Source organism: Aeromonas sp. LsrichE-8G, assembly GCF_022869435.1.
Classification (GTDB): domain Bacteria; phylum Pseudomonadota; class Gammaproteobacteria; order Enterobacterales; family Aeromonadaceae; genus Aeromonas; species Aeromonas caviae.
Genome location: NZ_JALIHH010000002.1, coordinates 17674 through 43416, shown reverse-complemented (window position 1 = coordinate 43416; position 25743 = coordinate 17674). Strand labels below are relative to the sequence as shown.

Here is a 25743-nt window from a genome sequence, read left to right as displayed (position 1 = left end):
TCTTCAGTTTCTTCGCTTTGGTTGCGGAACCGGGTCATAACCACCCTCGGATAAGGGATGGCATTTTAATAGACGTTTGCTGGCTAACCAAACGCCTTTTATGAAACCGTGAAGTCGGATTGCTTCTATCGCAAATTGGGAACAAGTCGGGGTGAAACGGCAGCGCGGCCCGAGCAGGGGACTAATGATTAGCTGATACAGGCGTATCAGTTTGATTGCTACCCATTGCAACGGCGTGACAGAGTGCGCCATAGCTTTTCCAGTAACTTGAACAGCGCTTCGTTGTCCATCTCCTTCACGCCACCCTTGGCGATCACGACGATGTCGATAGCGGGCAGATTGGCTTGATTGAGGCGAAAACTTTCCCGAACCACTCGTTTTACACGGTTGCGCCAGACGGCACGCTTGAGCGCCTTTTTGGGCACGGCGAGGCCAAGACGGGGGTGTTCGAGGGAGTTGGGGCAAGCAAGAAGCGTAATTTGCGGAGAAGCGGCCCGGACAGGCTCGGCGAAAACGCGTTTGAAGTGTTCGGGAGTTAACAGACGTAACTCCCGAGAGAAGGTGTGCTGGGTAGGCATTAGACTACCAGGCGGGCACGACCCTTGGCACGACGAGCGGCCAGAACTTTGCGGCCGTTGGCAGTAGCCATGCGAGCGCGGAAACCGTGAGAGCGCTTGCGCTTCAGGTTGGACGGTTGAAAAGTACGTTTCATGATTCGATTCCGTATTTCTGTACAGTTTTGATTGTCACACTTAGCCGACGCGCCAGCTATAGCGTGTGACGACTAGCAAAAGAGGCCGAATTCTAAACAGAGTTCAGCTTCTCGTCAATCCGCCGTTCCTTTCCATCTCGCCCCGTTCGTCGACCGAGCGGGATAATCTGGCAGGATCCGGAGGATCAAGGGCCCCGAATTATACTGGCAACCCGGGGTTAAACAAGGATCCCTCAAGAAAAAAGGCGGCCAGGCCGCCAAAGAGAGAGCTATTTAAGTACTTTGCGCAGGAACTCCCGGGTACGGGGATCCTGCGGATCGACCAATATCTGATCCGGCGGGCCCTGCTCCACGATCCGGCCTCCTTCCATGAAGATCACCCGATCGGCGACATCACGGGCAAACTCGATCTCGTGGGTCACCACAACCATGGTCTGGTGCTGGCGGGCGAGCTGCTTCATCAGGCCCAGCACCTCGTCGACCCACTCGGGATCGAGGGCGGAGGTGGGCTCGTCAAACAGGATCACCTTGGAGTGGGCCGCCATGGCCCGGCCGATGCCGACGCGCTGTTGCTGGCCGCCGGAGAGGGAGGCCGGGTAGGCATCCTGTTTCTCGGCGAGGCCGATGTCCTTGAGGATGCCCAGGGCAGTGGCACGAGCCTCCGCCTTCGGCTGCTTCCAGACGGTGATCAGCCCCTCGGCGATGTTGTCCAGCGCCGTCTTGTTGGCGAACAGGGCGTAGTTCTGGAACACGAAAGAGGCGCGTTTGCGCAGTTCGATGGCCTGCTGGTCGCTGGCCTTGGCCAGATCCACGGCGAGGTCATCGATGACGAGCCGCCCTGCATCCGGGGTTTCCAGCAGGTTGAGGCAGCGCAGCAGAGTCGACTTGCCGGTACCGGAGGGGCCGATGATGACGACAATCTCCCCCTTCTTTACCTCAAGATCGATGCCGTTGAGCACCTGATTTCCGTCATAGGCCTTGGAGAGACCCGTTAGGTTGATCATGACAGGCCTCCTTTAATAAGCACGGTTCAGCCGCACTTCCAACAGGTGCTGCAAGCGGGTGAAGAAGATGACCACCACCCAGTAGATCAGCGCCACCGCCATGAAGCTCTCGAAGAACTTGAAGGAGGAGGCCGCTTCCATCTGGGCCTTGCCCATGATCTCCGCCACACCCAAGGTAAACGCCAGGGAAGTGCTCTTGATCATGTCGATGAAGTAGTTCATCAGCGACGGTGTCGCGATGCGGGCCGCCTGGGGCAGGATGATCCGCTGCATCGCCTGCAGCCGGCTCATGCCGATGCTGAGGGCGGCTTCCATCTGGCTCTTGTGGATGCCGAGAATGGCTGCCCGGATCGACTCGGCCATGTAGGCGGCGAAGTGCAGGGTCAGGCCGATGATGGCGGCGGTAAAGGCATCCATCCCCACGAAGATGGGGAAGAGCTGCGGCAGCCCGTAATAGAGCAGGAACAGCTGGACGAGCAGCGGTGTACCCCGGAAGAACGAGATATACAGCATCGCCAGCCAGTGAAGTGCGGGAACGCGAAACACCCGTACTATCGCCAGGATCAGCGACAGTACGAGTGCCAATACGAATCCCCACAGGGCCATTTCCATCGTGGTGCCCAGGTATTTGAGCAGGATGGGAAACAGCCCTAGCGTGTACTCGAGGTCAAATTCCATCATTTATTTGCTGGTGATGTCCGCTGCGAACCATTTTTCGGAGATTTTGGTCAGGGTGCCGTCTTTGCGCATGGCGGTGAGGGTATCGTCAACCTTCTTCAGCACGGCCTGCTTTTCCGGGGTCTTCAGGAAGGGCAGGGCGTTCTCGATGGTTTCGAACGGTGCACCAGCCTGTTGCAGCGGCAGCTTGGATTCCTTGATCAGCTGGGCGGTGGAGACGCGGTCCATCACGAAGGCGTCGATGCGGCCCAGGGCGACATCCTGCTCGAAGGCGGAGTCATAGGTACGGATATCGATCTTCTTGTTGGGGTCGTTCTTGCGCAGCAGCTCTTCGAAGTTGGAGCCCAGGTTGACGGCGACTTTCTTGCCTTCCAGGTCTTTGATGCCGTGGATGGTGTTGTTGCCCTTGCGGACCACGATCTGGGCACCGTCATAGACATAGGGCTGGGAGAAGGCGTACTTGGCCTTGCGCTCGTCGGTGATGGTGATCTGGTTGGAGATGGTGTCGACGCGGCCGGTTTCCAGCATGCCGAACAGGCCGGAGAAGCTGGCGGTCACGAACTCGACCTTGTAGCCGGTGCGCTCACCGATCTGGTTCCACATGTCCACCTCGAAGCCCTGCAGCTTGTCCTGCTTGACGAAGGTGAACGGGAAATATTTGCCGGACATGCCGACCTTGATGGTTTCCTGGGCGATGGCCTGGCCGGACAGGCTGGCCAGCAGAATGGCGGCGCCGGAAATCAGTTTGATGGTGGATTTCATGGGGATTCCTCTCTCTGTAGTGCTGTATTTTTAGTTGTATTCACGGGTTGGCGCTGATGTTATTGGAATAAAATATAAAAAAATAAATGATATTTGGTTATATAAAATAACTATGGTTGCAGCACGCCATTCTGTCCACATTGCCGATATCCGGCTGTGGGTAACTTTGGGGATGAAATGGGATCCTGGGGCGTTGGATCCTTGAAAGTCAAGGATCTTATTTGCTGGATCCGTGCGGCAGCAACTGGAGATCCGGCCACTAAAAACGTAGAATAGCCGGTCTTTACTTAATCAATTGACGGGAGTCTAGAGTGACTGCTTCGCTATGGCAGCAGTGCCTTAACCGGCTGCAAGATGAGTTGCCCTCGGCAGAATTCAGCATGTGGATCCGGCCGCTTCAAGCGGAGTTGAGTGACAATACTCTGACCCTGTATGCACCGAACCGCTTTGTTCTGGACTGGGTACGCGACAAGTACCTGCTCCGGGTCAACGGCATCATCAACGAGCTGTGCGGAGCCGACGCTCCCACCCTGCGTTTTGATATCGGCAATCGCCCTCATCCCGTCGCGGTCGCCAGGGTGCCGGCCCGTGGTGTCGATCCTGTGAATAACTCTCCCAAGAGCTGGGAAAACAAGGCAGAAAACAAGCCCGAGCCAAACCACAAGAGCAACACCAACGTGAACTATACCTTCGAGAATTTCGTCGAGGGTAAGTCCAACCAGCTGGCCCGTGCGGCCGCCCGTCAGGTGGCCGACAATCCGGGTGGTGCCTACAACCCGCTGTTCCTCTATGGCGGCACCGGCCTTGGCAAGACCCACCTGTTGCACGCCGTTGGCAATGCCATCAAGGATCGCAAGAAAGACGCCAAAGTCATCTACATGCACTCCGAACGGTTCGTGCAGGACATGGTGAAGGCGCTGCAGAATAACGCCATTGAAGAGTTCAAGCGTTATTACCGTAGCGTCGATGCCCTGCTCATCGATGACATCCAGTTCTTCGCCAACAAGGAGCGCTCCCAAGAGGAGTTCTTCCACACCTTCAATGCCCTGCTTGAAGGCAACCAGCAGATCATTCTGACCTCGGACCGCTATCCGAAAGAGATCAACGGGGTGGAAGATCGTCTCAAGTCCCGCTTCGGCTGGGGACTCACGGTGGCGATCGAGCCGCCCGAGCTGGAGACCCGGGTTGCCATCCTGATGCGCAAGGCGGACGAGAACCAGATCCATCTGCCGGACGAAGTGGCCTTCTTCATCGCCAAACGACTTCGCTCCAACGTCCGTGAACTGGAAGGTGCCCTCAACCGGGTGATCGCCAATGCCAACTTCACCGGCCGCGCCATCAACATCGACTTCGTGCGCGAGGCGCTGCGCGATCTCCTGGCCTTGCAGGAGAAGCTGGTTACCATCGACAACATCCAGAAGACGGTGGCGGAGTACTACAAGATCAAGCTGGCGGATCTGCTCTCCAAGCGTCGCTCCCGTTCCGTTGCCCGCCCGCGCCAGCTGGCGATGGCGCTGGCCAAGGAGCTGACCAACCACAGCTTGCCTGAGATAGGGGATGCCTTTGGTGGCCGTGACCACACCACGGTTCTTCATGCCTGCCGCAAGATCGAGCAGCTGAAGGAAGAGAGTCACGACATCAAGGAAGATTATTCCAACCTGATCCGTACCCTTTCTTCCTGATAACGGAACGGAGTGCACAGATGCAGATTGCATGTTCCAGCCTGATCCGAATCCTTTCCTCCCAATAACAACGGAGAGCACAGATGCAGCTCGAAATTAGCCGTGAGGCCCTGTTACGTCCCCTGCAACTGGTGTCCGGTGCCCTGGGTGGCCGGCCGACCCTGCCCATCCTCGGCAACGTCCTGCTCGATGTCAGCAATGGCCTGCTGTCGCTGACCGGGACCGATCTCGAGGTGGAGATGATCGGACAGGTCTATCTCAACAGCGACAGCCAGGATGGCCGCACCACTGTGCCGGCGCGCAAGTTGCTGGACATCTGTCGCGGTCTGCCGGAGGGGGCGGAGATCCGCCTCAGCACCGAGGGAGAGCGCCTCATCATCCGTTCCGGTCGCTCCCGTTTCAACCTGTCGACCCTGCCGGCGACCGAATACCCGAACATCGAGGATTGGGAATCCGTGCTCGAGTTCGACATCAGCCAGCTGGAGCTGAAAAAACTCATCGACGCGACCCAGTTCTCCATGGCGAGCCAGGACGTGCGCTACTACCTGAACGGCATGCTGTTCGAGAGCGAAGGACACGGCCTGCGTACCGTGGCGACGGACGGTCACCGGCTGGCCACCTGCCGCCGCGAGGTGGTGGGGGAATCGTTGCCCGATCATCAGGTCATCCTGCCGCGCAAAGGGGTGCTGGAGCTGGTGCGCCTGCTGGAAGCGGAAGACAAGCCGGTACGGCTGCAAGTGGGCCGCAGCAACCTGCGCGCCGCCCTGGATGGCTTCATCTTCACCTCCAAGCTGGTGGATGGCCGTTTCCCGGACTGGCGCCGCGTCATCCCGAGAGGGAGCGACAAGGCCCTGATCGCCGGTCGCGAGGATCTGCGCCAGGCCTTTGCTCGTGCCGCCATCCTCTCCAACGAGAAATTCCGTGGGGTGCGTCTCAATCTGCAGGAAAACCTGCTGCGCATCACCGCCAACAACCCGGAACAGGAAGAAGCCGAAGAGCTGCTTGACGTACAATACGCCGCTGGCGAGATGGAGATCGGCTTCAACGTCTCCTATGTGCTGGACGTGTTGAATACGTTAAAATGTGACCAAATCCGGATCAGCCTGAGCGATTCCATCAGCAGCGCCATTATTGAGGATTTTGAGAACCAAGATGCCCAGTACGTGGTGATGCCGATGCGGATCTAGTCGTGTCCCTGGTCAAACTCCAGCTCAGCGACTTTCGCAACATTCAGCACGCCAGTCTCGCGCTGTCTCCCGGCCTCAATATCCTGGTCGGGAGCAACGGCAGCGGCAAGACCAGCGTGCTGGAAGCCATTCATTACCTTGGTCTCGGCCGCTCGTTTCGTACCCATTTGACCGGGCGGGTCATCCGCCAGGGCGAGCGGGCCTTTACCCTGTTTGCCCAGTGCGAGCTGGAGGGGCGTCAGGTGCCCATCGGGCTTGCCAAGGACAAGGGGGGCGAAACCCAGCTCAAGATCGCCGGTGCCCAGGCCCAGCGCCTCGCCGATCTGGCGGAGCTGTTGCCGGTACAGTTGATCCACCCCGATGGTTTCAGCCTGCTGACCGGTGGGCCCCAGGCTCGCCGGGCCTGGCTCGACTGGGGTGTTTTCCATCAGGAGCCGACCTTCTTCTCCCTCTGGGGGCGGGTGCGTCGGCTGCTGAAGCAGCGCAATGCCTTGCTGCGCCAGAACACCCAGTATCGTCAACTGGCGTTCTGGGATCAGGAGCTGGTGCGACTGGGCGGCGAGCTGGCGGGGTTTCGCGCCAGTTATTGTCAGGCCATTACACCCCTGATCAAGGAGATGACGGCAGATTTTCTGCCGGAGTTCGATATCAGTCTTGGATTCTATCGAGGCTGGGAAAAAGACACTCCCCTCGACGCATTGCTGGAGGCGGGGTTCGAACGGGATCGTTCGCTGGGGTACACTGGGGTCGGTCCGCAGAAGGCGGACGTGCGGCTCAAGGCGAACGGCGTCCCCGCGCAGGATATTTTGTCCAGGGGTCAGCTGAAGTTGCTGGTCTGTGCCATGCGGCTGGCCCAAGGGCTCTATTTGAATCAACATAGCAGCCGCGGCTGTATTTTTTTAATTGATGATTTTGCCTCTGAACTGGATGTCGACAAACGTCGTCTGCTGGCCGCAAGGCTGAAGCAGTGCGCGTCCCAGGTGTTCATCACCGCCATCGATACCGGTCAGCTCGCAGACATGATGGATGCGAGTGACTGCAAGCTGTTCCAAGTGGAACAAGGCAAGATCTCCGAAACGTTAGAGAAGGCAGAGAGTAAGCTATGAGTGAAAATACTTACGACTCCTCGAATATCAAGGTGCTCAAGGGCCTGGATGCGGTCCGCAAGCGCCCGGGGATGTATATCGGCGATACGGACGATGGATCGGGCCTGCACCACATGGTGTTCGAGGTCGTCGACAACTCCATCGACGAGGCTCTGGCTGGCTACTGCTCCGATATCCAGGTCAAGATCCATTCCGACGGCTCCGTCTCCGTGCGCGACAACGGTCGCGGTATTCCGGTGGACATCCACCCGGAAGAGGGTCGTTCGGCCGCTGAAGTCATCATGACCGTGCTGCACGCCGGCGGCAAATTCGATGACAACTCCTACAAGGTGTCCGGCGGTCTGCACGGTGTGGGCGTTTCCGTGGTGAACGCGCTTTCCGACAAGCTGCTGCTGACCATCCGCCGCAACGGTCATGTCTACGAGCAGACCTATCACCTGGGCGAGCCGCAGGCACCCCTCAAGCAGATTGGTGACAGCACCGGCACCGGGACCGAAGTTCGCTTCTGGCCGAGCCCGACCATCTTCAGCGACACCCTGTTCCACTACGAGATCCTGGCCAAGCGTCTGCGCGAGCTCTCCTTCCTCAACTCCGGCGTCTCCATCCGTCTGATGGACGAGCGTGATGGCCGCGAGGCGCACTTCTGCTACGAGGGGGGCATCAAGGCCTTCGTCGAGTACCTGAACCAGAACAAGACCCCGATCCACCCCAAGGTGTTCCACTTCACCACAGAGCAGGACGGAATCGGTGTCGAAGTCGCCATGCAGTGGAACGACGCCTATCAGGAAGGGGTCTACTGCTTCACCAACAACATTCCGCAGCGGGATGGCGGTACCCACCTGGTGGGCTTCCGTACCGCGCTGACCCGGACGCTGAACAACTACATGGACAAGGAGGACTACAGCAAGAAGGCCAAGTCCGCCGCCAGTGGTGACGACGTCCGTGAAGGTCTGATTGCCGTTATCTCCGTCAAGGTGCCTGACCCTAAGTTCTCCTCCCAGACCAAGGACAAGCTGGTCTCGTCCGAAGTGAAGACCGCCGTGGAACAGGCGATGGGCGAGAAGCTGGCAGACTTCCTGCTGGAGAACCCGGGCGATGCCAAGATCGTGGTCAACAAGATCATCGATGCGGCCCGTGCCCGCGAAGCGGCCCGCAAGGCCCGCGAACTGACCCGCCGCAAGGGCGCGCTGGATATCGCCGGTCTGCCCGGCAAGCTGGCGGACTGTCAGGAGAAAGACCCGGCGCTCTCCGAACTCTACATCGTGGAAGGGGACTCTGCTGGCGGCTCCGCCAAGCAGGGTCGCAACCGGAAGAACCAGGCCATCCTGCCCCTCAAGGGTAAAATCCTGAACGTGGAGAAGGCCCGTTTCGACAAGATGATCTCCTCCCAGGAGGTGGGTACCCTGATCACCGCTCTGGGCTGTGGCATCGGTCGCGACGAGTACAACCCGGACAAGCTGCGCTACCACAACATCATCATCATGACCGATGCGGACGTCGATGGTGCGCACATCCGTACCCTGCTGCTGACCTTCTTCTATCGTCAGATGCCGGAAATCATCGAGCGTGGCTATGTCTTCATCGCCCAGCCGCCGCTCTACAAGGTGAAGAAGGGCAAACAGGAGCAGTACCTGAAAGACGAAGACGCATTGTTGCAGTACCAGACCGCCATGGCGCTGGACGGTGCGACCCTGCACGTCAACGAGTCTGCCCCGGCCATCGGTGGCGAGGCGCTGGAGCGTCTGGTCAACCAGCATCGCGCCGTGACTCACCTCATCACCCGCATGTCCCGCCGCGCGCCGGAAGCCGTGCTGACCCAGCTGATCTATCAGCCTGAGTTGAACGAAACTCTGCTGGCCAGCGAGAGCGATCTGCAGACCTGGTGCCAGAGCATGGAAGCCGTGCTCAACGAGAGCAACCACGGTATCCAGTACCAGATGCAGGTACGCCGCGACGAGGAGCGCAGCCTGTTCGTGCCCCACGCCGTGGTACGCCAGCACGGGGTCGACCGCGAATACCCGCTGAGCTATGACTTCCTGCAATCCTCCGAGTACCGTCAGCTGGTCTCCCTGGGCAAGGAGATCGCCAACCTGATCGAGGAAGGCGGTTACATCAAGCGTGGCGAGAAGGTGAAGCCGGTCGCCAGCTTCGTTGAAGCGGTCGAGTGGCTGATGGGCGAAGGCAAGCGTGGCATCTACATCCAGCGCTATAAAGGGCTGGGCGAGATGAACCCGGAGCAGCTGTGGGAAACCACCATGGATCCGGAAGCCCGTCGCATGCTGCGTGTCACCATCGACGACGCGGTCGGCGCAGACCAGCTCTTCTCCACCCTGATGGGTGACGCCGTAGAGCCCCGTCGCGACTTCATCGAGACCAACGCCCTGCGGGTTGCCAACCTCGACGTCTAATCAGACGGTCCGACAACCATCAAAAGCCGCTCCTCGTGAGCGGCTTTTTGTTTTCTGGGGCAAGGAAGAGGGCGCGTTCCACGTGAAACATGAGGGACCTAGACTCTGTCACCACGAAAGGTGCGGCGCCACTCCCGCGGCGACACCCCGAAGCGGGCGCGAAAGTGCTTGCGCAATATGGTGGCGGACCCGAGCCCCACCAGTTCGGCGATGCGTTCCACGGTGTGGGAGCTGGACTCCAGCAGCGTCTGGCTGCAGCGCAGGCGCTCCGCCATCAGCCACTCCCCGAGGGAGAGACCGGTGGCGAGCTGGAAGCGGCGGCTAAAGGTGCGTAGGCTCATCATGCAATGTTCCGCCAGGCTGTCCAGGGTGTGGGGCGCGGCCAGGTGCAGGCGCAGGTGATCGAACAGCTGGTTGATCCTGGCATCCCGGGTGGAGGCGGGTACCGGCTGCTCGATGAACTGGGCCTGGCCACCCTCCCGGTGGGGAGGCACCACCAGCCGCCTGGCCAGCTTGTTGGCAATCTGGCTGCCGTGATGCTGGCGAACCAGATAGAGGCAGCAGTCCAGGCTGGCGGCGGTGCCAGCCGAGGTGATGAGTCCGTCGTCGTCGACGTAGAGGGCATTGGTATCGAGCCGCACCCGGGGGAAGCGCTGGACGAACTCCTGTTCAAATTCCCAATGGGTGGCGGCACCGCGCCCGTCCAGCAGGCCGGCATAGGCCAGCACATAGGTGCCGAGACAGAGCCCCACGATCTGGGCTCCCCTGATCCGGGCGGCAACCAGGGCATCGAGCAAGGGTTGGGCGGGGCGCTCGGCCGGATCGCGCCAGAAGGGGATGATGATGATATCCGCCTCCAGCAGGCCCTCCAGGCCATAGTCGGCCTCCATGCGAAAGCCCTGGGAGGAGGCGGGTTGCCGCGTGTCATCCCCGGCGCAGAGTCTCAGCTCGAACAACGACTGGCCCGGCATCATCTTGTCGCCAAAGATGAGGCAGGGCACCGAGCAGTGAAAGGGGCTGAAGCGATCGAAGGTGATGACGGCGACGATAAGGGGACGGGGCATGGTGGCAGACTCCTTTGCACTCGGATCCCCATCATACGGGGCAGCAACAGAAAGCCGAAGAGCCATGTGGTGCCCGGCCTCTCGCTCAGAGCACCATGGTGTCGCCATCCTCGGGCACCCGTACCCGGGCGGCCATCCCCTGGCTGTCCAGGTAGTCGCGCAGCTCCCGCCGGGACAGCAGGGCATGATTGACCGCCTCCATGTGGCTGGCGATCAGGGTGGCCTGCGGGGCGGCCTGATAGACGGCGGCCACATCCTCCTTGCCCATGATGATGGCGCCCAGACCCGTCACCTGGGCATCGCCGCAGTTGAGGACGACGACCTCGGGTTGGTGCCGGTGCAGCGCTTGTTCAACCTGGGCATTCCAGACGGTGTCGCCGGCCAGATAGAGGGTCTTTTCGGCGGGATGGGAGAAGACCACTCCGCTGACCTCGCCAAGGCGATCCCCCAGCAGGGCCATGATGGTATCGCTGCCGTGCCGGCCTTCCGTCTGTTGCAGGCGGATGCCGGCGAACTCGCCGACCTCGCCCAGCAGGCGCACATCCTCGAAGCCGCATCTCCTCATGGTGTCGGCATCTTTCTGATGCTGCACGAACAGGGGAAGGTGCCTGGGGATCTTCGCTTTCGCGACATCGTCCCAGTGATCCAGATGGTCATGGGTGACAATCACCGCATCCACCTCCAGCAGGGTCGCCATGGGCAGCGGCAGCTCGACCAGGGGGTTGCGAAGATGGCTGTTGGCCATGCCTTCGAAGCCGGGATAGCTCCCCTTGGGGGCCAGCATGGGGTCGATGAGGAAGCGGGTTCCTGCGTAGTGGATGAGCAGGGTGGCGTTGCGAACCTGGGTAATCTTCATGGCGTGCTCCAGTTTCTCGTTGGGGACACGGCCAGTATGGAGGGATGAGGGACGGATCATGAGTGGCCCGCAGGCCTATTATCGATCTAATCGGGCCATTCTTGATGGCCTGCATTTCTTTTGTTTTTACCCCTTGAAAGCCAAATGCTGGCCCCTATATAGATAACAAGGCCGGAACGCTCGACAGAGGTTTCGACCAGGCGCCCGTCCATCAGGAGGGCAAACAATCCGTTATCGCTCACAAGAGGGTAATACTATGCGTTCTATCGACTTTTCTCCGCTCTATCGTTCTGCCATCGGCTTCGATCGTCTGGCCACTCTCATCGAATCTGCGGCCAGCAATGGCAATGCCGGCTATCCCCCCTACAACATCGAGCAGCTGGGTGACAGCGACTACCGCATCAGCATGGCGGTGGCGGGCTTTACCCAGGAAGAGCTGGAGCTGAGCTTCCAGGAAAATCTGCTGACGGTGAAGGGCAGCAAGCAGGCCGATACCGAGCGCAACTACCTCTACCAAGGCATTGCTGAACGCGGCTTCGAGCGTCGCTTCCAGCTGGCCGACTATGTGCGGGTGAAGGGGGCCGACCTCAAGAACGGTTTGCTGCACATCGACCTGGTGCGCGAAGTGCCCGAGGCGATGAAGCCCCGCAAGATCGAGATCAACGGCTGACAGCCTGACCTCGTTGCATTGCTGATGTTTCCCGGGTGCCGATGGCGGGCCCGTGGAGAGTAAACCCTGTTGCTTTATAGAAGGATAGGATCATGCGTAACCTCGATTTTTCTCATCTCTATTCCAATGCCGTCGGCTTCGAGCGGATGGCCCGCGAGCTGGAAGGCCTGTTCGATCAGAAGACCTCGGCCTACCCCCCGTACAACATTGAAAAGGGGGATCACGACAGCTACCTCATCACGGTTGCCGTGGCCGGTTTCGATCGCAATGAGCTGGAGCTGGAGACCGAAAACGGTACCCTCAAGGTGAAGGGGCGCAAGGTCGCCACCATGGGCGAGCGCCAGTTCCTCCATCAGGGGATCGCCGAGCGGGACTTCGAGCTCGCCTTCAAGCTGAGCCAGCACGTGGAAGTGCAGGGGGCCAGGCTGGAGCACGGTCTGCTGACCATAGAGCTGGCCCGGGAGCTGCCGGAAGCGCTCAAGCCCCGCGCCATCCCCATCGGCAAACCCGATCAGCTGACACTGCCCGGTTAAACAACATCGCTGACCACCTGATAGAAAAGAGGCCTGCATCTGCAGGCCTCTTTTTTTCATGCCGAAGGGGGAATCAACCGGCGTAGAGGGCGTTGATCTCGTCGGCCAGGATGGCGATGCCACGACGCACCAGATCTTCGCTCTGGGCATAGTTGAGGCGGATGCACTCCTGGCTGTGGCGCCACTCGGGGTCGTCGATGCCGGGGAAGAAGTAGTGGCCGGGCACGATCAGCAGGTTCTTCGCCTTCAGTCGCTCATACAGCTCCTGGCAGTGGATCGGCAGGTCTTCGAACCAGAGCCAGAGGAAGAGGGCACCCTCCGGCTTGTGGATGTGGAAGCGCGGATCCGGAATGGCCTCGCGCAGCAGCTGGACCGCGAAGGTGGCTTTCTGCTGGTAGAAGGGTTTCACCACCTGTTCGCTCAGGGTGATGATGTCACCGCTCTCGATCATCGGAATGGTGATGGCCGGACCCAGGCTGCCCGGCGCCAGATTGATGATGCCGCTCAGGTTGGTGATAGCCCGGATGATCTTCTCGTCGGCGATGACGATGCCGCAACGGGTGCCCGGCAGGCCGAGCTTGGAGAGGCTCATGCAGAGGATGGTGTTGGCGTTCCAGAACGGCTTGGCGTCGCTGAAGATGATGCCGGGGAAGGGCACGCCGTAGGCATTGTCGATGAGCAGCGGGATCCCCTTGTCACGGGCAATCTGATCGAGGTGCTCGATCTCCTCGTCGGTGAGCACGTTGCCGGTGGGGTTGGTCGGCCGGGAGACACAGATCACCCCGATGTCGTCGCCCACCTGCAGGCTCTCGAAATCCACGTGGTATTTGAACTGGCCGTCGGGCAGCTTCTCGATGGCGGGCTTGTAGGTGACGAAATGATCGTCCGAGAGGGCCGAGTCGGCATAGCCGATGTATTCGGGGGCCAGGGGGAACAGCACCTTCTTCTTGCGACCGTCGGCGAACTCGCCGGCCAGCAGATTGAACAGATAGAAGAAGGCGTTCTGGCTGCCGTTGGTCAGGGCGATGTTGCGGGCGGAGATTTCCCAGCCCAGCTCCTTGCTGAGCAGGGCGGCCAGCGCCTTGGTGAACCTGTCCTTGCCCTGGGGGCCATCGTAGTTGGCCATGGCCTTGATCAGTTCGCCGTTGTCGAGCAGGGTATTGGCCTCGGCCTGAAAGCGTTCCAGCATGGCGGGGATGGGGGCCGGATTGCCGCCTCCCAGCATGATGACGTCGGGATTCAGCAGCCCTTGATTGAGGTCGTCCATGAGTTGGGTAATACCGGCGTGGCGAGTGAACTTCTCGCCGAACAAGGAGAATTCCATTCGGTGGCAAATCCAGAGTCAGTTAAGGGGGGAGCTAGCACCATAGCTCACTTCAAAAGCGGGTGTCGATCAAAAAAACGGGGCGTTTCACGTGGAACAGGGTTGCCATGATGGAGGTGGTAAAAAAAACCATTTATAGGTTTTAAAATAACCAACATTCGATTCAGGAAGGGGGGTGGCAGCATCAAAAAATTATTTATATCAATAAAATCATGCTGTTATAAATCTGGCACAACTATTGGAATAGCTATCTGGTCATCTCAACCACACCGGAGCACGCCAGATGAAGATCCTGATCGCTACCCTGATTGCCAGCAGCCTGAGCCTGAATGCCATGGCCGCCGAGAACCCCAGACCCGAGCTGGACAGCGCCGCCCTGCAGCAGGAGATGCTGGCCTTGCAGCAGCAGGCCTCCCATGACGTGGTGGCAGAGGCCATCCACAACCTCAAGCCGCTGGCCCTGGAGACTCTGGTGGTGGAGGCGAGTTCGGCCGATGCGACTCACCCCGAGAGTTGAGGTAGCGCAAGGGGGTCTGCCCCGTGTGCTGCCTGAAGAAGGCGATGAAGGCGCTGTCGCTGGCGAACTCCAGCGCAGCGGCCACCCGGCTGATGGGCTCGGCTTCGGCCAGCAGTTCCATGGCCCGCAGCAGTCGCCACTGCTGGCGCCAGGCCTGGTAGCTCATACCGGTCTCCCGCATGAAGATGCGGCCTATGGTCTTGTCACTGGCACCCACCCGCTCGGCCAGCCGGTTGAGCCGATCGGGCAGGGTGTCACCCCGCTTTATCTCCTGCAGCCAGCCGATCAGACGCCCGTCTGACGGCAGCGGCAACTGCCAGGATTCCCGCGGCGCTTGCGCCAGCTCTTCTTTCAATAATGCCAGTGTGCAGGTTTGCTCTGCTTCCGGCTTGTCCCAGGGCCAGAGCGCCATCCGCTCGATGATCTCCCGCAGCAGCGGGTTGACGGCCAGCACCGCCATCTCGTTTGGCAACGCGGGCTCCGGCTGGAAGTAGAGGGAGCGATAGGCCACAACTCCGCGCATCAACACCCGGTGGGGCAGACCCGCTGGCAACCAGGCCGCTCGCGTCGGCGGCAGCAGGCAGACCTGATCGTCCAGCTCTATGGTCATGCAGCCTGCCTGGGCGAACAGCAGCTGGTGGCGCTGGTGCTGATGGCGGCCGGAGTCGTGCCAGCCGAGGGCGGCGGCAATACCGATGGCGCTGCCGTCGTGCTGGTCCGGATCAAAGGGGTGATCGGGAAGAATAAAGGCCATGTGTCCGATTCTTGCTGTTTATAGTCCGCTTTATTGTAATCGGACATGTTATCCCTCTCTAGAATGGCGACCTCTTGTGAAGGAGGTGTGTCATGAACAACAGGTTGCCACCGCGCTGGCTGGTGGTCGGATTGATGATGTTTCCCCAGATAGTGGAGACCATCTACAGCCCGGTGCTGACCCATATCGCCACGGAGTTTCGGGTGAGCGAGGGGCAGGCGTCCCAGACCCTGTCGGTCTATTTTCTGGCGTTTGCGGCGGGCGTGGTCTGCTGGGGCTGGTTGTGCGATCTCATCGGGCGGCGTCCCGCCATGCTGGCGGGGCTGCTGACCTATGGCGCCGGCACCCTGCTGGCGTTGCTGGCCACTCAATTTGAAACCCTGCTGCTGGCCCGGGTCATCGCGGCCTTCGGCGCCGCCGTGGGTTCCGTGGTGACCCAGACCATGCTGCGCGACAGCTATCAGGGCAGCGATCTGGCGCGGGTCTTTTCGGTGATGGGCATCGCGCTCTCCCTGAGTCCTGTGCTGGGGCTGGTGAGCGGCGGCCAGCTGGCGAGCGGGTTCGGCTATCTGGGGGTATTCAGCGCCCTGCTGGTGTTGGCAGTCGGATTGCTGCTGGTCACTTGCTGGCAACTGCCGGAAACCCGGCCGGCCATCACCCAGCGGGTGGCACTCTGGCCGCTGGCACAACGGATGGCGCGTGATGCAGCCTTGTGGCGCAGCGCCGCACTGGTAGCGCTGTTCAACACCATGCTGTTTGGCTACTACAGCCTGGCTCCGTTTGTGTTTGCCGGGCTGGGGTTGAGTGCGGGCGAGTTCGGTTACTCCGGCATCGTGCTGGCGCTGGCGACCCTGGTGGGCAGCCTGCTCAACAAGCGTCTGCTGGGCCGTGGCTGGTCGCCTGCCTCGCTGATCCGGCTCGCCGCCGTTCTGGCGCTGGGGTCCGGCTGGCTGGTGTGGGCCAGTCAGGCATCGCTCTGGTTTCTGCTGCCCATGACGGGAGTGGTGATCGCGTTCGGGCTGGCTATCCCTAATGTGCTGAGCCAGGCACTGCTGGCCTATCGGGAGGTGGCGGGCAGTGCCGGGGCCCTGTTCGGGCTCGGTTACTACCTGCTGCTCAGCCTGGGGTTGGCGGTTGCAGCCAGCTTGCAGGATCTCGGGCTGCTGCTCGGGGGATGCGGTCTGCTGGCACTGTGTTGTTGCTGGCGTCGTTCCACGTGAAACATCAGGTGCCAATAAAACGGTAGCCGATGCCGGCTTCAGTTTCGATCAGGGTGGGTTGCTGGGAATGTTGCCGCCCAGCTTCTTGCTGCAACATCAGCTGCCGATAAAACGGTAGCCGATTCCGGATTCGGTCTCGATCAGCGTGGGTTGCTGGGGGTTATCTCCCAGCTTCTTGCGCAGGCTGGCGATGACGATGCGCAGGTAGTGGGTATCTTCCTTGTGGCTTGGCCCCCAGATGTCGATGAGCAGCTGGGTCTGTTGCACCAGCTTGCCGGGGTGGCACACCAGCGCCTGCAACAGGGCGAACTCCTTGCGGGAGAGGGGGATCTCCTCGCCCTGCAGAGTGACTTTGTGGCTGCTGCTGTCCAGGGTCAGGCCACAGTGGGGGAAGTGGCGACACTCGCCGCTGGTGGCACCGACGCGCTGGCGCAGCAGCACCCGGATACGGGCCATCATCTCCCCGACGCCGAACGGCTTGCTCATGTAGTCGTTGGCCCCCGCATCCAGCAGCCGCACCTTCTCCTGCTCCGAGTCCCGCGCCGAGAGCACCAGCACGGGATTGGCGTGGTGCTCGCGGATGGCGTGCAGGATTTGCATGCCATCGCCGTCCGGCAGGCCCAGATCCAGGATCACCAGGTCGGGGTTGAGGTGGCGATACTGCGCCATCCCCTCGGTGACGCCGACCGCCTCGCTCACCTGATGTCCCTCGGCGATCAGGCTGATCCGCAAAAAACGGCGGATGGCCGCCTCGTCGTCGATGACCAGTATGTGAGCCATTCAGCCTCCCGTTTGCTGATTGAAAAGGGCGTCGACCATCAGGCCGCCGGTGCGTTGAGGGCCAGCGGCAGGGAGATGCGCATGCAGGTGCCGTTGCCGTTGGGGCCGGCGAATGCCCAGATGCGGCCGCCGTGGACCTCTATCATAGCGCGGGAAATGGCGAGGCCAAGCCCGGTGCCGCGGCTGCCGCAGTCGCCGACCGGCTGGGTGTAGAACAGATTGAAGATCTTGTCCCTATCCGACTCGGCGATGCCGACCCCGATATCGATGATGTCGATGATGAGGTCGGGATCCGCCAGCATCACCTTGAACTCGATGGGGGTGCCGGCCGGTGAGTAGCGGGAGGCGTTGTCGAGGATGTTGACCAGCACCTGCTCGATCAGGGCGCCGTGCACATAGAGCCGGGGGATCTGCTGATCGAAGTGCACCAGCAGCTTGTGCTGGCGCCAGGAGGAGTCGAGCCGGCGGCGGGCGCTCTCCACCAGGTCCGCCAGGTCGACCCAGTCCCGTTTCAACTGGAAGTCCGGTGAACCGATGCGGGTCATGTCCAGTAGGTTTTGCACATAGCCGTGCAGGCGGCGCGCCTCGTCCTGCACCGAGTGCAGCAGTTCGATGCGGTCCTCCGCACTTATCCGGTCCCCGTATTCCAGCAGGGTGCTGCCGGCCCCCATGATGGTGGCGAGCGGCGTCTTCAGGTCGTGGGAGACCGAGGAGAGCAGGGCGGCGCGCATCCGGTCGGTCTCCGCCTGCAACTGGCTGTCCGCCAGCCGCTCGTTGAGATCGATCCGCGCCAGGGCGGCGCGGATATCGGTGAGCAGGGCCTGCAGCTGGTGCTCGGCGGCGGAGGTGAGCGGGCTGGCCAGCCGGATGCCCAGCACCAGGTCATCGCCGAGGTGATGATACTGAGCCTCGGCGGCGTTGAGGGTGGCGGTATGGGCACCAGCGCTCTGCTTCTGGGCCAGGCACCAGTCAATGGCGGCCTTGTCGGTCTGGCCCGGCCCGGTCTGGGTGTCACCGGTCCGGTACTGGTAATCCCCATCGAGCGCGAACACGGGCTGCCCAAGGGCGAGGGCGATGGCCTGGGTTCCCTGTCTCAGCACGTCCACCGGGCTGCTGGCGGTGGCCAGCCCCTGGCTCAGGGAGAGCAGGGCGTTACCGAGCTGCTGGGTCTCGCGCAGACTGACCAGTTGCTGACGCTGGCGGGAGGCGAGGCGCCCGGCCGCGATGCCGACGATGAGCAGCACGAACAGGGTGAGCAGGTCGCTGTGGCTGGCCACGCTCAGGGAGAAGTAGGGGAAGGTGAACAGCAGATTGTGGCCGACGAAGCCCAGCACGGCGGCCAGGATGGCGGGGACCAGGCTGGTGGTGAGCGCGGTGGCCAGCACCCCCAGCACGAACAGCATGGGCAGGGAGGCGGGGGGCAGCCAGTGGGAGAGGGCCCAGACCGCGGCCGAGGTCCCCCCCATGATGGCCACCGCGAGCAGGCTCTGGCGAAGCTCACCCGGGCCTGCCGTAGGTAGGGTCAGGCCGGGCTTGCGCTTCTCGGTATCCACCAGCGTGATCTCGAATCCCTGCGCCTGTTTGAGCAGGTGCTGTACCAGGGATCGACGCCAGGGCGGGTTGCGGGATTTGCCGAGCAGCAATTGGGATACCTGCTGCTGTTCGGCGGTTTCCAGCAGGGCATCGGCCACGGCCGGGCTGGAGAGGGTCAGCACCCTGGCCCCCAGTTGGGAGGCGAGGGCCAGCGCCTGCTCCAGCTCGGGGGAGCGTTGCCCCTTGCTGTCGATGTGCACCACCAGCCAGGGCAGTTGCCTGCGCTGGGCGAAGCGGTGGCCGTAACGCACCAGAGCGGCGCCGTGCTCATCCCCGATGCAGACCATCAGTTTGCCCCGCAGCGGCAGTGTGGTCTTGCCGGCGGCCTGCCACTGCAACTGCAGATCCCCCTCCACGTGGCTGGCGGCGGTCTGCATTGCCAGCTCCCGCAGGGCGGTCAGGTTGTTGAGGGAGAAGAAGGACTGCAGGGCGGCCTTGGCCTGGTGGGGCACATAGACCTTGCCCTCCTTGAGGCGGCCGAGCAGCTCCTTGGGGGGGAGGTCGATCAGCACCAGGCTGTCGGCCTCCAGCAGCACCTGATCCGGCAGGGTCTCCTTGACCCTGACCCCGGTCAGCTGCCACACCAGATCGTTGAGGCTCTCCAGATGCTGCACGTTGAGGGTGGTGTAGACGTCGATGCCGGCGCCCAGCAACTCCTCCACATCCTGCCAGCGCTTCTCGTGGCGGCTGCCGGGGGCGTTGCTGTGGGCCAGCTCGTCCACCACGGCGATGGCGGGTTTTCGCGCCAGCAGACCGTCCAGATCCATCTCCTCCAGTCGCTGCTGGCGGTGCAGGTGAAGCTTGCGCGGCTGGATGGCGAGCTTGTCGAGCAGGGCCAGGGTCTCCTGGCGGCCGTGGGTCTCCACCACCCCGATCAGGATGTCGACTCCCTCCCTGGCCTGCTCCCGCACCGCTTGCAGCATGGCGTAGGTCTTGCCGACGCCGGGGGCCGCGCCGAGAAACACCTTCAGCTTGCCCCTGTGCTCCTGCTCCAGGCTCGCCAGCAGGGCGTCCGCCCTCACTTCATCACGCATCCCCGTGCTCCCGTTGCATCGGCCGAACTGCGGCCGTGACCTCATTGCTCATGCTTGTCCCCGTTGTCGAAAGGGAGCCTTCCCGAACGGCAAGGAGCGCCCTCAGGCGCCCTTTTGATGATCGAGTTGCAGGTTCAACTGGAGAATGTTGACCACCTGCGGGCCAAGGATACCAGCTTGTGCCGCCGACTTGACCTGCTCCGTCAACTGAACGGGATCCAGCCCCCGTTGCCCGGCGACCCTATCCACCTGGGCCAGCGCTGCATCGAGGGGCAGATGGGGATCGAGGCCGGAGGCGGAGCGGGTCAGCAGGGCGGGGACCCTGGCTTCCGGCTGCGCCCTGACCGCAGCTGCGGCAAACTCGGCCCGAAGGGGCGAGCTCATCCCCAGGTTGCTTCCGCCGCCACCTATGGTGGCGAAATCGCTGGCGGAGGGGCGGGAGTGGAAGTAGTCGGCCCGCTCGAACTTCTGTGCCAGCAGGGCGCTGCCGACCACCTGCTGTTTGGCGTTGGTGAGCAGGCTGCCGTTGGCCTGCCAGGGGAAGAGCAGCTGGGCCAGCCCGGTGACGACCAGCGGATACGCTACCCCCAGCAGCAGGGTCAGGGTCAGCAGGGTTCTGATTGCTATCATGATTTTTTGCTCCAAAAGATTGATGGGGTACAAGCCAGGCCTGCACCCCGCTATGTAGTCACACCAGTCCCAGGCCGGTGATGACCAGGTCGATCAGCTTGATACCTATGAAAGGCACTATCAGGCCGCCGACGCCGTAGATCAGCAGGTTGCGGCGCAGCAGGCTGGCGGCCGAGCCCTGCAGGCTCACCCCGCGCAGGGCCAGCGGCACCAGCGCGACGATGATCAGGGCGTTGAAGATGATGGCCGACAGGATGGCGCTCTCCGGGCTGCCCAGCTGCATCAGGTTCAGCACCCCCAACTGCGGATAGGCGGCGATAAACAGGGCCGGCAGGATGGCAAAGTACTTGGCCACGTCGTTGGCGATGGAGAAGGTGGTCAGGGCGCCGCGGGTCACCAGCAGCTGCTTGCCCACCAGCACCACGTCCAGCAGCTTGGTGGGGTTGGAGTCGAGATCCACCAGATTGCCCGCCTCCTTGGCGGCCTGGGTCCCCTCGTTCATGGCCAGGCCCACGTCGGCCTGGGCCAGCACTGGTGCGTCGTTGGCGCCGTCCCCGCACATGGCGACCAGCCGGCCGTCGGCCTGCTCCTGACGGATGTAGGCCAGCTTCTTCTCCGGCGTCGCTTCGGCGATGAAGTCGTCCACCCCGGCCTCGGCGGCGATGGCGGCGGCGGTCAGCGGGTTGTCACCGGTGATCATCACGGTGCGGATCCCCATGTGGCGCAGGATCTGGAAGCGGGCCTTGATGCCCGGCTTGATGATGTCCTTGAGGTACACCACCCCCAACAGCTTCTCGTGGGTGCAGACCAGCAGCGGGGTGCCGCCCTGGCGGGCGATGTTGTCCACCGATTTGAGGATGAGCTCCGGCACTGCCTTGCGATCGAGGGAGAGGTAGCGCAGCACAGCGTCCACCGCCCCCTTGCGATAGTGATGGCCATTGCGATCCAGCCCGCTCAGCCGGGTCTCGGCGCTGAAGGGGATGAGGATGTCGCTCTCCAGCTGGCTCGGTCTGGTGTGGCTCTTGCCCGCCAGGGTCAGGATGGATTTGCCCTCCGGCGTGTTGTCACCGAGCGAGGCCAGCATGGCGGCCTGGGCCAGCAGGGAGGGATCGACGCCGGGGGCCGGGATCAGCTCGTCCGCCATCCGGTTGCCGAAGGTGATGGTGCCGGTCTTGTCCAGCAGCAGGGTACGCACGTCGCCGGCGGCTTCCACCGCCCGGCCCGACTTGGCGATCACGTTGAGCTTCACCAGCCGGTCCATGCCGGCGATGCCGATGGCTGAGAGCAGACCGCCGATGGTGGTCGGGATCAGGGTGATGAACAGCGCCAGCAGATAGAGCCGGGGTACCTGGGTGCCGTTGTAGTCGAGGAACCAGGGCAGGGTGGCCACCACCAGCAGGAAGATCAGGGTCAGCCCCACCAGCAGGGCATCCAGCGCCATCTCGTTGGGGGTCTTTTGCCGCTTGGCTCCTTCCACCAGGGCAATCATGCGATCCAGCGTGCTTTCGCCCGGGTTGTTGCTGATGTGCACCCAGATCTGGTCGGAGACGACGGTGGTGTTGCCGGTCACGCCGCTGCGGTCGGTGCCCGACTCGCGGATGACGGGGGCGGATTCGCCGGTGATGGCCGCCTCGTTGACCGAGGCGATGCCGGCGACCACTTCGCCGTCGGCCGGGATCATCTCGCCGCTGCGCACCAGCACCAGATCGCCCTTGAGCAGGCTGGTGGCCGGTACCCACTCGCCCTTGTCATCCTGCGGGCTGGTGACTCGACGTGCCTTGAGCTGGCTCATGCCGGCCTTCAGGCTGTCGGCCCGCGCCTTGCCGCGCCCCTCGGCCAGGGTCTCGGCGAAGTTGGCAAACCAGAGGGTGAGCCAGAGCCAGGCGGTCAGCTGCCAGGCCAGCGATGGGGCAACGCCGGAGAGCGGCTGCCCCAGCAGCGACTCCAGGGTTGCCATCACGGCCGCCAGCCAGAGGGTGAACAGGATGGGGCTGCCAAACAGCGCCCTGGGGTTGAAGCGATAGAGGGCTTCCACCATGGCCTGCAGGATCTGTGATTTCTGTTTCTTGCCCTTCACCTGAATGGTGTCGGTGCTCATTGAAGCGGACTTGCTCATTGGAAAGCTCCCTGCATCGAATAGTTGGTCACGCAGATCAGTGGAGTGTGCAGCATCAGAAGGCACCTCCCAGCAGGCTCAGGTGCTCCGCCACCGGGCCCAGCGCCAGCACCGGCAGGAAGGAGAGACCCCCCATCAGCAGCACGGTGACGATCAGCAGGGTGATGAAGAGTGGGCCGCTGACGGGGAAGTCCCCTTCACTTCGCTCCTGACGAGGGGCGCGGGCCAGCTGGCCGGCGATGGCCAGCACGGGGATGATGTAGCCGAAGCGACCGAGCAGCATGGCCAGCCCGATGGCGATGCACTGCCAGCTGTCAGCGGCGGCAAAGCCGGCGAAGGCGGAGCCGTTGTTGCCGGCGGCCGAGGCGTAGGCATAGATCAGCCGTGACAGACCGTGGGGGCCATCGTGACCGATGACGGTGGCGGAGTCCGGCATCAGCAGGGTAATGCCGCCGACCACCAATACCCCGACCGGCATCACCAGCATGCTGGCGACCACCCACTTCATCTCGGTGATGCCGAGCCGCTTGCCGAGATAGGTCGGGGTGCGCCCCACCATCAGGCCGCACAGGAACACGGTGAGCAGCACGAACAGCATCATGCCCTAGATGCCGGCGCCGACGCCGCCGAACACCACTTCACCCAGCAGCATGTTGATCATGCCGACCATGCCGGCGAGCGGGGCGAAGCTGTCGTGCATGGCGTTGACCGAGCCGTTGGAGGCGGCGGTGGTGGCCACTTCCCAGATGCTGGAGAGCACGGGGCCGAAGCGGCTCTCCTTGCCTTCCCAGTTGCCGGCTTCGCTGGTGAGGTGGGCGAGGGCGGGATCCGGCTGCAGCTCCTGGCCGATGGCGAGGCAGAGCCCCAGTATCAGCATGATGGTCATGGCGATGAGGATGGCGCGGCTGTGGGCCAGATCCTTCACGTAGCGACCCAAGGTGCAGACCATGGCGGCGGCCAGGGTCAGCAGGGCGACCATCTCCAGCCAGTTGGAGAGGGCGGTGGGGTTCTCGAACGGATGGGCCGAGTTGATGCCGAAGAAGCCGCCGCCGTTGGAGCCGAGCTGCTTGATGGCGATCTGGGAGGCGGCCGGGCCGAGCGGCAGCAGCTGCTCCTGGCCTTCCAGTCCGTGGAACGGCAGGTAGGCAGACAGGCTCTGGGGCACCCCCTGCCAGACCAGCAGCAGCGTCAGGATCAGCGCCATCGGCAGCAGCACGTAGAGACAGAAACGCACCAGATCCTGCCAGAAGTTGCCGAGGTGGGTGGTCTGCTGGCGGGCGATGCCGCGAAACAGGGCGATGGCGACGGCGGCGCCGGTGGCGGCGGAGACGAAGTTCTGGGTGGTGAGCCCCACCATCTGGCTGAAGTAGGAGAGGCTGGCTTCGCCGGAGTAGGCCTGCCAGTTGGTGTTGGTCATGAAGCTGACCGCGGTGTTGAAGGCGAGTTGCCAGTTCAGCCCGGGCAGCTGTTGCGGGTTGAGGGGCAGCAACCCCTGTGCCAGCAGGATCAGAAACAGCAGGCCGAAGCCGGCGCCGTTGAAGGCCAGCAGGCTGAGGGCGTAGGACTTCCAGTCCTGCTCGCGCCCGTCCGTGCCGCAGCAGGCCAGGGTGGCGCGCTCAAGCGGGGCCAGCCAGCGACTCTTGCCTTCAAACACCCGATAGAGGTAGTTGCCAAGCAGAGGGGCCGGCAGCAGCACCAGCAGCACGAACGCGACGGGATAGATGATCTCTTGCCACATATGCGGTTCCTAGATTGGCCCCTTGAAGATCCAGACACTTCGCCCCTCTTAACTTAAGAGGTAGTCTTGGAACTATGTTCAGTACTAGTCGCAACGAGAAGATGGTCGAAGTATTAACAGGGGCTGAGCGCCGTCGACGCCGGACTCCGCAAGAAAAAATCGCCATCGTGCAGCAGACCTTTGAGCCCGGTATGACCGTCTCTCATGTCGCTCGCTTGCACGACGTCAACGCCAACCAGCTTTTCAAATGGCGTAAGCAATTCCAGGAAGGGTCTCTCACGGCGATCACCGCCGGTGAGGATGTTGTTCCAGCCTCAGAGTTGGCTGCTGCCATCAAGCAGATCCGAGAGCTCCAGCGTTTGCTCGGGAAGAAGACCATGGAGAACGAGATCCTTAAAGAAGCCGTGGAGTATGGTCGAGCAAAAAAATGGATAGCGCATGCGCCCTTGTTGCCAGGGGACGACGATTAAGGGCTGTGAGCCAGGCCCTTAATGTATCGCGTGCGCAGCTATCCGTTCGTGTTCATCGAAAACCGGGTTGGCAAGATGGTCGTCATCATCGCCAGCGTGATGATGCAGCCTTACTTGGCCGTATCATGGAGGCGATGGCAGAGCTTCCCTCCTATGGCTATCGCCGGGTTTGGGCGCTGTTACGGCGTCAGTCAGAGGCAACACGACAGCCTGTGGTAAACGCCAAGCGGGTATATCGCGTCATGCGCGATCATGGCCTGCTGCTGGAAAGAAAACCGGCGGCACCATTGGCCCAGCAGGCACATAAGGGGCGTGTTGCCGTCAAAGAGAGCAATCGACGTTGGTGCTCGGATGGCTTTGAATTTCGCTGTGATAACGGTGAAAAACTACGGGTCACGTTCGCCATGGACTGCTGCGATAGGGAAGCGTTGGACTGGGCTGCCAGTACCGGGGGTTACGACAGTGACACGGTGCAAGATGTCATGCTGAGGTCTGTCGAACGTCGCTTCGGGGATTCGTTGCCGGCATCACCGGTGGAATGGCTGACAGATAATGGTTCGGCATATCGAGCCCATGAGACCCGTGCGTTTGCACGAGAAATCGGGTTGGAGCCCAGAACGACTGCGGTGAGAAGCCCACAGAGCAACGGTATAGCGGAGAGCTTCGTGAAGACGATGAAGCGAGACTATATCGAGATGATGCCAAAACCGGATAGCCGAACAGCGGTAGGCAATTTGGCTATCGCGTTTGAGCATTATAACGAGCACCACCCGCACAGCGCCTTGGGATACCGTTCACCCCGGGAATATCTGCGCAGTCGGGTATCACAACCCTAAGCGGGAAAAAGTGTCTGGATCTATGGGGTCAAATCCAGTTCCTCACTCATGAGTGCGCGCGAGAGCGCG

General features: G+C 61.9%; 23 protein-coding genes and 1 pseudogene. 9 read left to right on the top strand and 15 right to left on the bottom strand.

Annotated elements, in window-relative coordinates; all coding sequences use genetic code 11:
• Window positions 1–3: 3 nt before the first annotated feature.
• The 6 genes from yidD to MUW49_RS00445 all read right to left on the bottom strand — a co-directional run bounded on the left by yidD (window position 4) and on the right by MUW49_RS00445 (window position 3156).
• Complete coding sequence (gene yidD / locus MUW49_RS00470) at window positions 4–252, bottom strand: membrane protein insertion efficiency factor YidD (protein WP_010672280.1); 249 nt, start codon at window positions 250–252, stop codon at window positions 4–6.
• Window positions 219–578, bottom strand: coding sequence for a ribonuclease P protein component (gene rnpA / locus MUW49_RS00465; protein ID WP_010672281.1), 360 nt, complete (start codon window positions 576–578; stop codon window positions 219–221). Before rnpA ends, yidD begins: the two co-directional genes overlap by 34 nt.
• The gene (gene rpmH, locus MUW49_RS00460) at window positions 578–712 is read right to left on the bottom strand and encodes a 50S ribosomal protein L34 (protein WP_005307156.1); all 135 of its coding nucleotides are present in this window, start codon (window positions 710–712) and stop codon (window positions 578–580) included. The genes rnpA and rpmH overlap by 1 nt, the downstream gene beginning before the upstream one ends.
• A gap of 269 nt (window positions 713–981) precedes the next feature.
• Window positions 982–1716 (bottom strand): amino acid ABC transporter ATP-binding protein, encoded by a 735-nt coding sequence (locus MUW49_RS00455; protein WP_010672282.1) that lies wholly within the window; start codon window positions 1714–1716, stop codon window positions 982–984.
• Window positions 1717–1728: 12 nt separating this feature from the next.
• Window positions 1729–2397 (bottom strand): amino acid ABC transporter permease, encoded by a 669-nt coding sequence (locus MUW49_RS00450; protein WP_010672283.1) that lies wholly within the window; start codon window positions 2395–2397, stop codon window positions 1729–1731.
• Entirely contained in the window at window positions 2398–3156 is a 759-nt protein-coding gene (locus MUW49_RS00445) for an amino acid ABC transporter substrate-binding protein (protein WP_244812303.1), read from the bottom strand.
• A gap of 311 nt (window positions 3157–3467) precedes the next feature.
• Between MUW49_RS00445 and dnaA the strand changes: the two genes are divergently transcribed.
• The 4 genes from dnaA (at window position 3468) to gyrB (ending at window position 9539) form a co-directional block, all read left to right on the top strand.
• The gene (gene dnaA / locus MUW49_RS00440; protein ID WP_010672285.1) at window positions 3468–4838 is read left to right on the top strand and encodes a chromosomal replication initiator protein DnaA; all 1371 of its coding nucleotides are present in this window, start codon (window positions 3468–3470) and stop codon (window positions 4836–4838) included.
• A gap of 83 nt (window positions 4839–4921) precedes the next feature.
• Window positions 4922–6025, top strand: coding sequence for a DNA polymerase III subunit beta (gene dnaN / locus MUW49_RS00435; RefSeq protein WP_039040646.1), 1104 nt, complete (start codon window positions 4922–4924; stop codon window positions 6023–6025).
• A 2-nt stretch (window positions 6026–6027) separates the two neighbouring features.
• Window positions 6028–7131, top strand: a complete 1104-nt coding sequence (recF, locus tag MUW49_RS00430) for a DNA replication/repair protein RecF (protein WP_069784372.1) — start codon at window positions 6028–6030, stop codon at window positions 7129–7131.
• The gene (gyrB, locus tag MUW49_RS00425) at window positions 7128–9539 is read left to right on the top strand and encodes a DNA topoisomerase (ATP-hydrolyzing) subunit B (protein ID WP_042879717.1); all 2412 of its coding nucleotides are present in this window, start codon (window positions 7128–7130) and stop codon (window positions 9537–9539) included. Before recF ends, gyrB begins: the two co-directional genes overlap by 4 nt.
• Before the next feature lie 98 nt (window positions 9540–9637).
• On the opposite strand, the gene MUW49_RS00420 is transcribed toward gyrB, so the two are convergent.
• Both MUW49_RS00420 and MUW49_RS00415 read right to left on the bottom strand, forming a co-directional pair.
• Window positions 9638–10603: a helix-turn-helix domain-containing protein gene (locus MUW49_RS00420; protein WP_244812302.1), complete on the bottom strand. Its 966-nt coding sequence runs from the start codon at window positions 10601–10603 to the stop codon at window positions 9638–9640.
• Between the two features lie 85 nt (window positions 10604–10688).
• On the bottom strand, window positions 10689–11459 hold the full coding sequence (locus tag MUW49_RS00415) for an MBL fold metallo-hydrolase (RefSeq protein ID WP_244812301.1): 771 nt from the start codon (window positions 11457–11459) through the stop codon (window positions 10689–10691).
• 256 nt (window positions 11460–11715) lie between these two features.
• On the opposite strand from MUW49_RS00415, the gene MUW49_RS00410 reads away from it, so the two are divergent.
• Together MUW49_RS00410 and MUW49_RS00405 are read left to right on the top strand one after the other, a co-directional pair.
• Window positions 11716–12129 carry an Hsp20 family protein gene (locus MUW49_RS00410; RefSeq protein ID WP_010672291.1) on the top strand — a complete coding sequence of 138 codons (414 nt, stop codon included), beginning with the start codon at window positions 11716–11718 and terminating at the stop codon, window positions 12127–12129.
• Window positions 12130–12221: 92 nt separating this feature from the next.
• Window positions 12222–12662: an Hsp20 family protein gene (locus MUW49_RS00405; protein ID WP_244812300.1), complete on the top strand. Its 441-nt coding sequence runs from the start codon at window positions 12222–12224 to the stop codon at window positions 12660–12662.
• A 73-nt stretch (window positions 12663–12735) separates the two neighbouring features.
• On the opposite strand, the gene MUW49_RS00400 is transcribed toward MUW49_RS00405, so the two are convergent.
• The gene (locus MUW49_RS00400) at window positions 12736–13986 is read right to left on the bottom strand and encodes a valine--pyruvate transaminase (RefSeq protein WP_244812299.1); all 1251 of its coding nucleotides are present in this window, start codon (window positions 13984–13986) and stop codon (window positions 12736–12738) included.
• Window positions 13987–14269: 283 nt separating this feature from the next.
• On the opposite strand from MUW49_RS00400, the gene MUW49_RS00395 reads away from it, so the two are divergent.
• Window positions 14270–14503, top strand: coding sequence for a hypothetical protein (locus MUW49_RS00395; protein WP_041214189.1), 234 nt, complete (start codon window positions 14270–14272; stop codon window positions 14501–14503).
• On the opposite strand, the gene MUW49_RS00390 is transcribed toward MUW49_RS00395, so the two are convergent.
• Window positions 14433–15257: a helix-turn-helix transcriptional regulator gene (locus tag MUW49_RS00390; RefSeq protein WP_244812298.1), complete on the bottom strand. Its 825-nt coding sequence runs from the start codon at window positions 15255–15257 to the stop codon at window positions 14433–14435. The genes MUW49_RS00395 and MUW49_RS00390 overlap by 71 nt on opposite strands.
• Before the next feature lie 92 nt (window positions 15258–15349).
• On the opposite strand from MUW49_RS00390, the gene MUW49_RS00385 reads away from it, so the two are divergent.
• Window positions 15350–16477 (top strand): multidrug effflux MFS transporter, encoded by a 1128-nt coding sequence (locus MUW49_RS00385; protein WP_244812297.1) that lies wholly within the window; start codon window positions 15350–15352, stop codon window positions 16475–16477.
• Window positions 16478–16573: 96 nt separating this feature from the next.
• Here MUW49_RS00385 and MUW49_RS00380 read toward each other — a convergent pair whose 3' ends face one another.
• The 5 genes and pseudogenes from MUW49_RS00380 to kdpA form a co-directional block, all read right to left on the bottom strand.
• The gene (locus tag MUW49_RS00380; RefSeq protein ID WP_069651584.1) at window positions 16574–17257 is read right to left on the bottom strand and encodes a response regulator; all 684 of its coding nucleotides are present in this window, start codon (window positions 17255–17257) and stop codon (window positions 16574–16576) included.
• Window positions 17258–17295: 38 nt separating this feature from the next.
• The gene (locus MUW49_RS00375; RefSeq protein ID WP_244812296.1) at window positions 17296–19884 is read right to left on the bottom strand and encodes a sensor histidine kinase KdpD; all 2589 of its coding nucleotides are present in this window, start codon (window positions 19882–19884) and stop codon (window positions 17296–17298) included.
• 102 nt (window positions 19885–19986) lie between these two features.
• Window positions 19987–20514, bottom strand: coding sequence for a K(+)-transporting ATPase subunit C (gene kdpC / locus MUW49_RS00370; protein WP_210556339.1), 528 nt, complete (start codon window positions 20512–20514; stop codon window positions 19987–19989).
• Window positions 20515–20572: 58 nt separating this feature from the next.
• On the bottom strand, window positions 20573–22630 hold the full coding sequence (gene kdpB, locus MUW49_RS00365; protein WP_244812295.1) for a potassium-transporting ATPase subunit KdpB: 2058 nt from the start codon (window positions 22628–22630) through the stop codon (window positions 20573–20575).
• A gap of 55 nt (window positions 22631–22685) precedes the next feature.
• Window positions 22686–24368, bottom strand: a pseudogene (gene kdpA, locus MUW49_RS00360) (potassium-transporting ATPase subunit KdpA).
• Between the two features lie 101 nt (window positions 24369–24469).
• On the opposite strand from kdpA, the gene MUW49_RS00355 reads away from it, so the two are divergent.
• A protein-coding gene (locus MUW49_RS00355) for an IS3-like element ISAs17 family transposase (RefSeq protein WP_244812294.1) occupies window positions 24470–25674 on the top strand; the annotation gives its coding sequence in 2 pieces (ribosomal slippage) (window positions 24470–24788 and window positions 24788–25674; 1206 coding nt in all).
• Window positions 25675–25743: the final 69 nt, after the last annotated feature.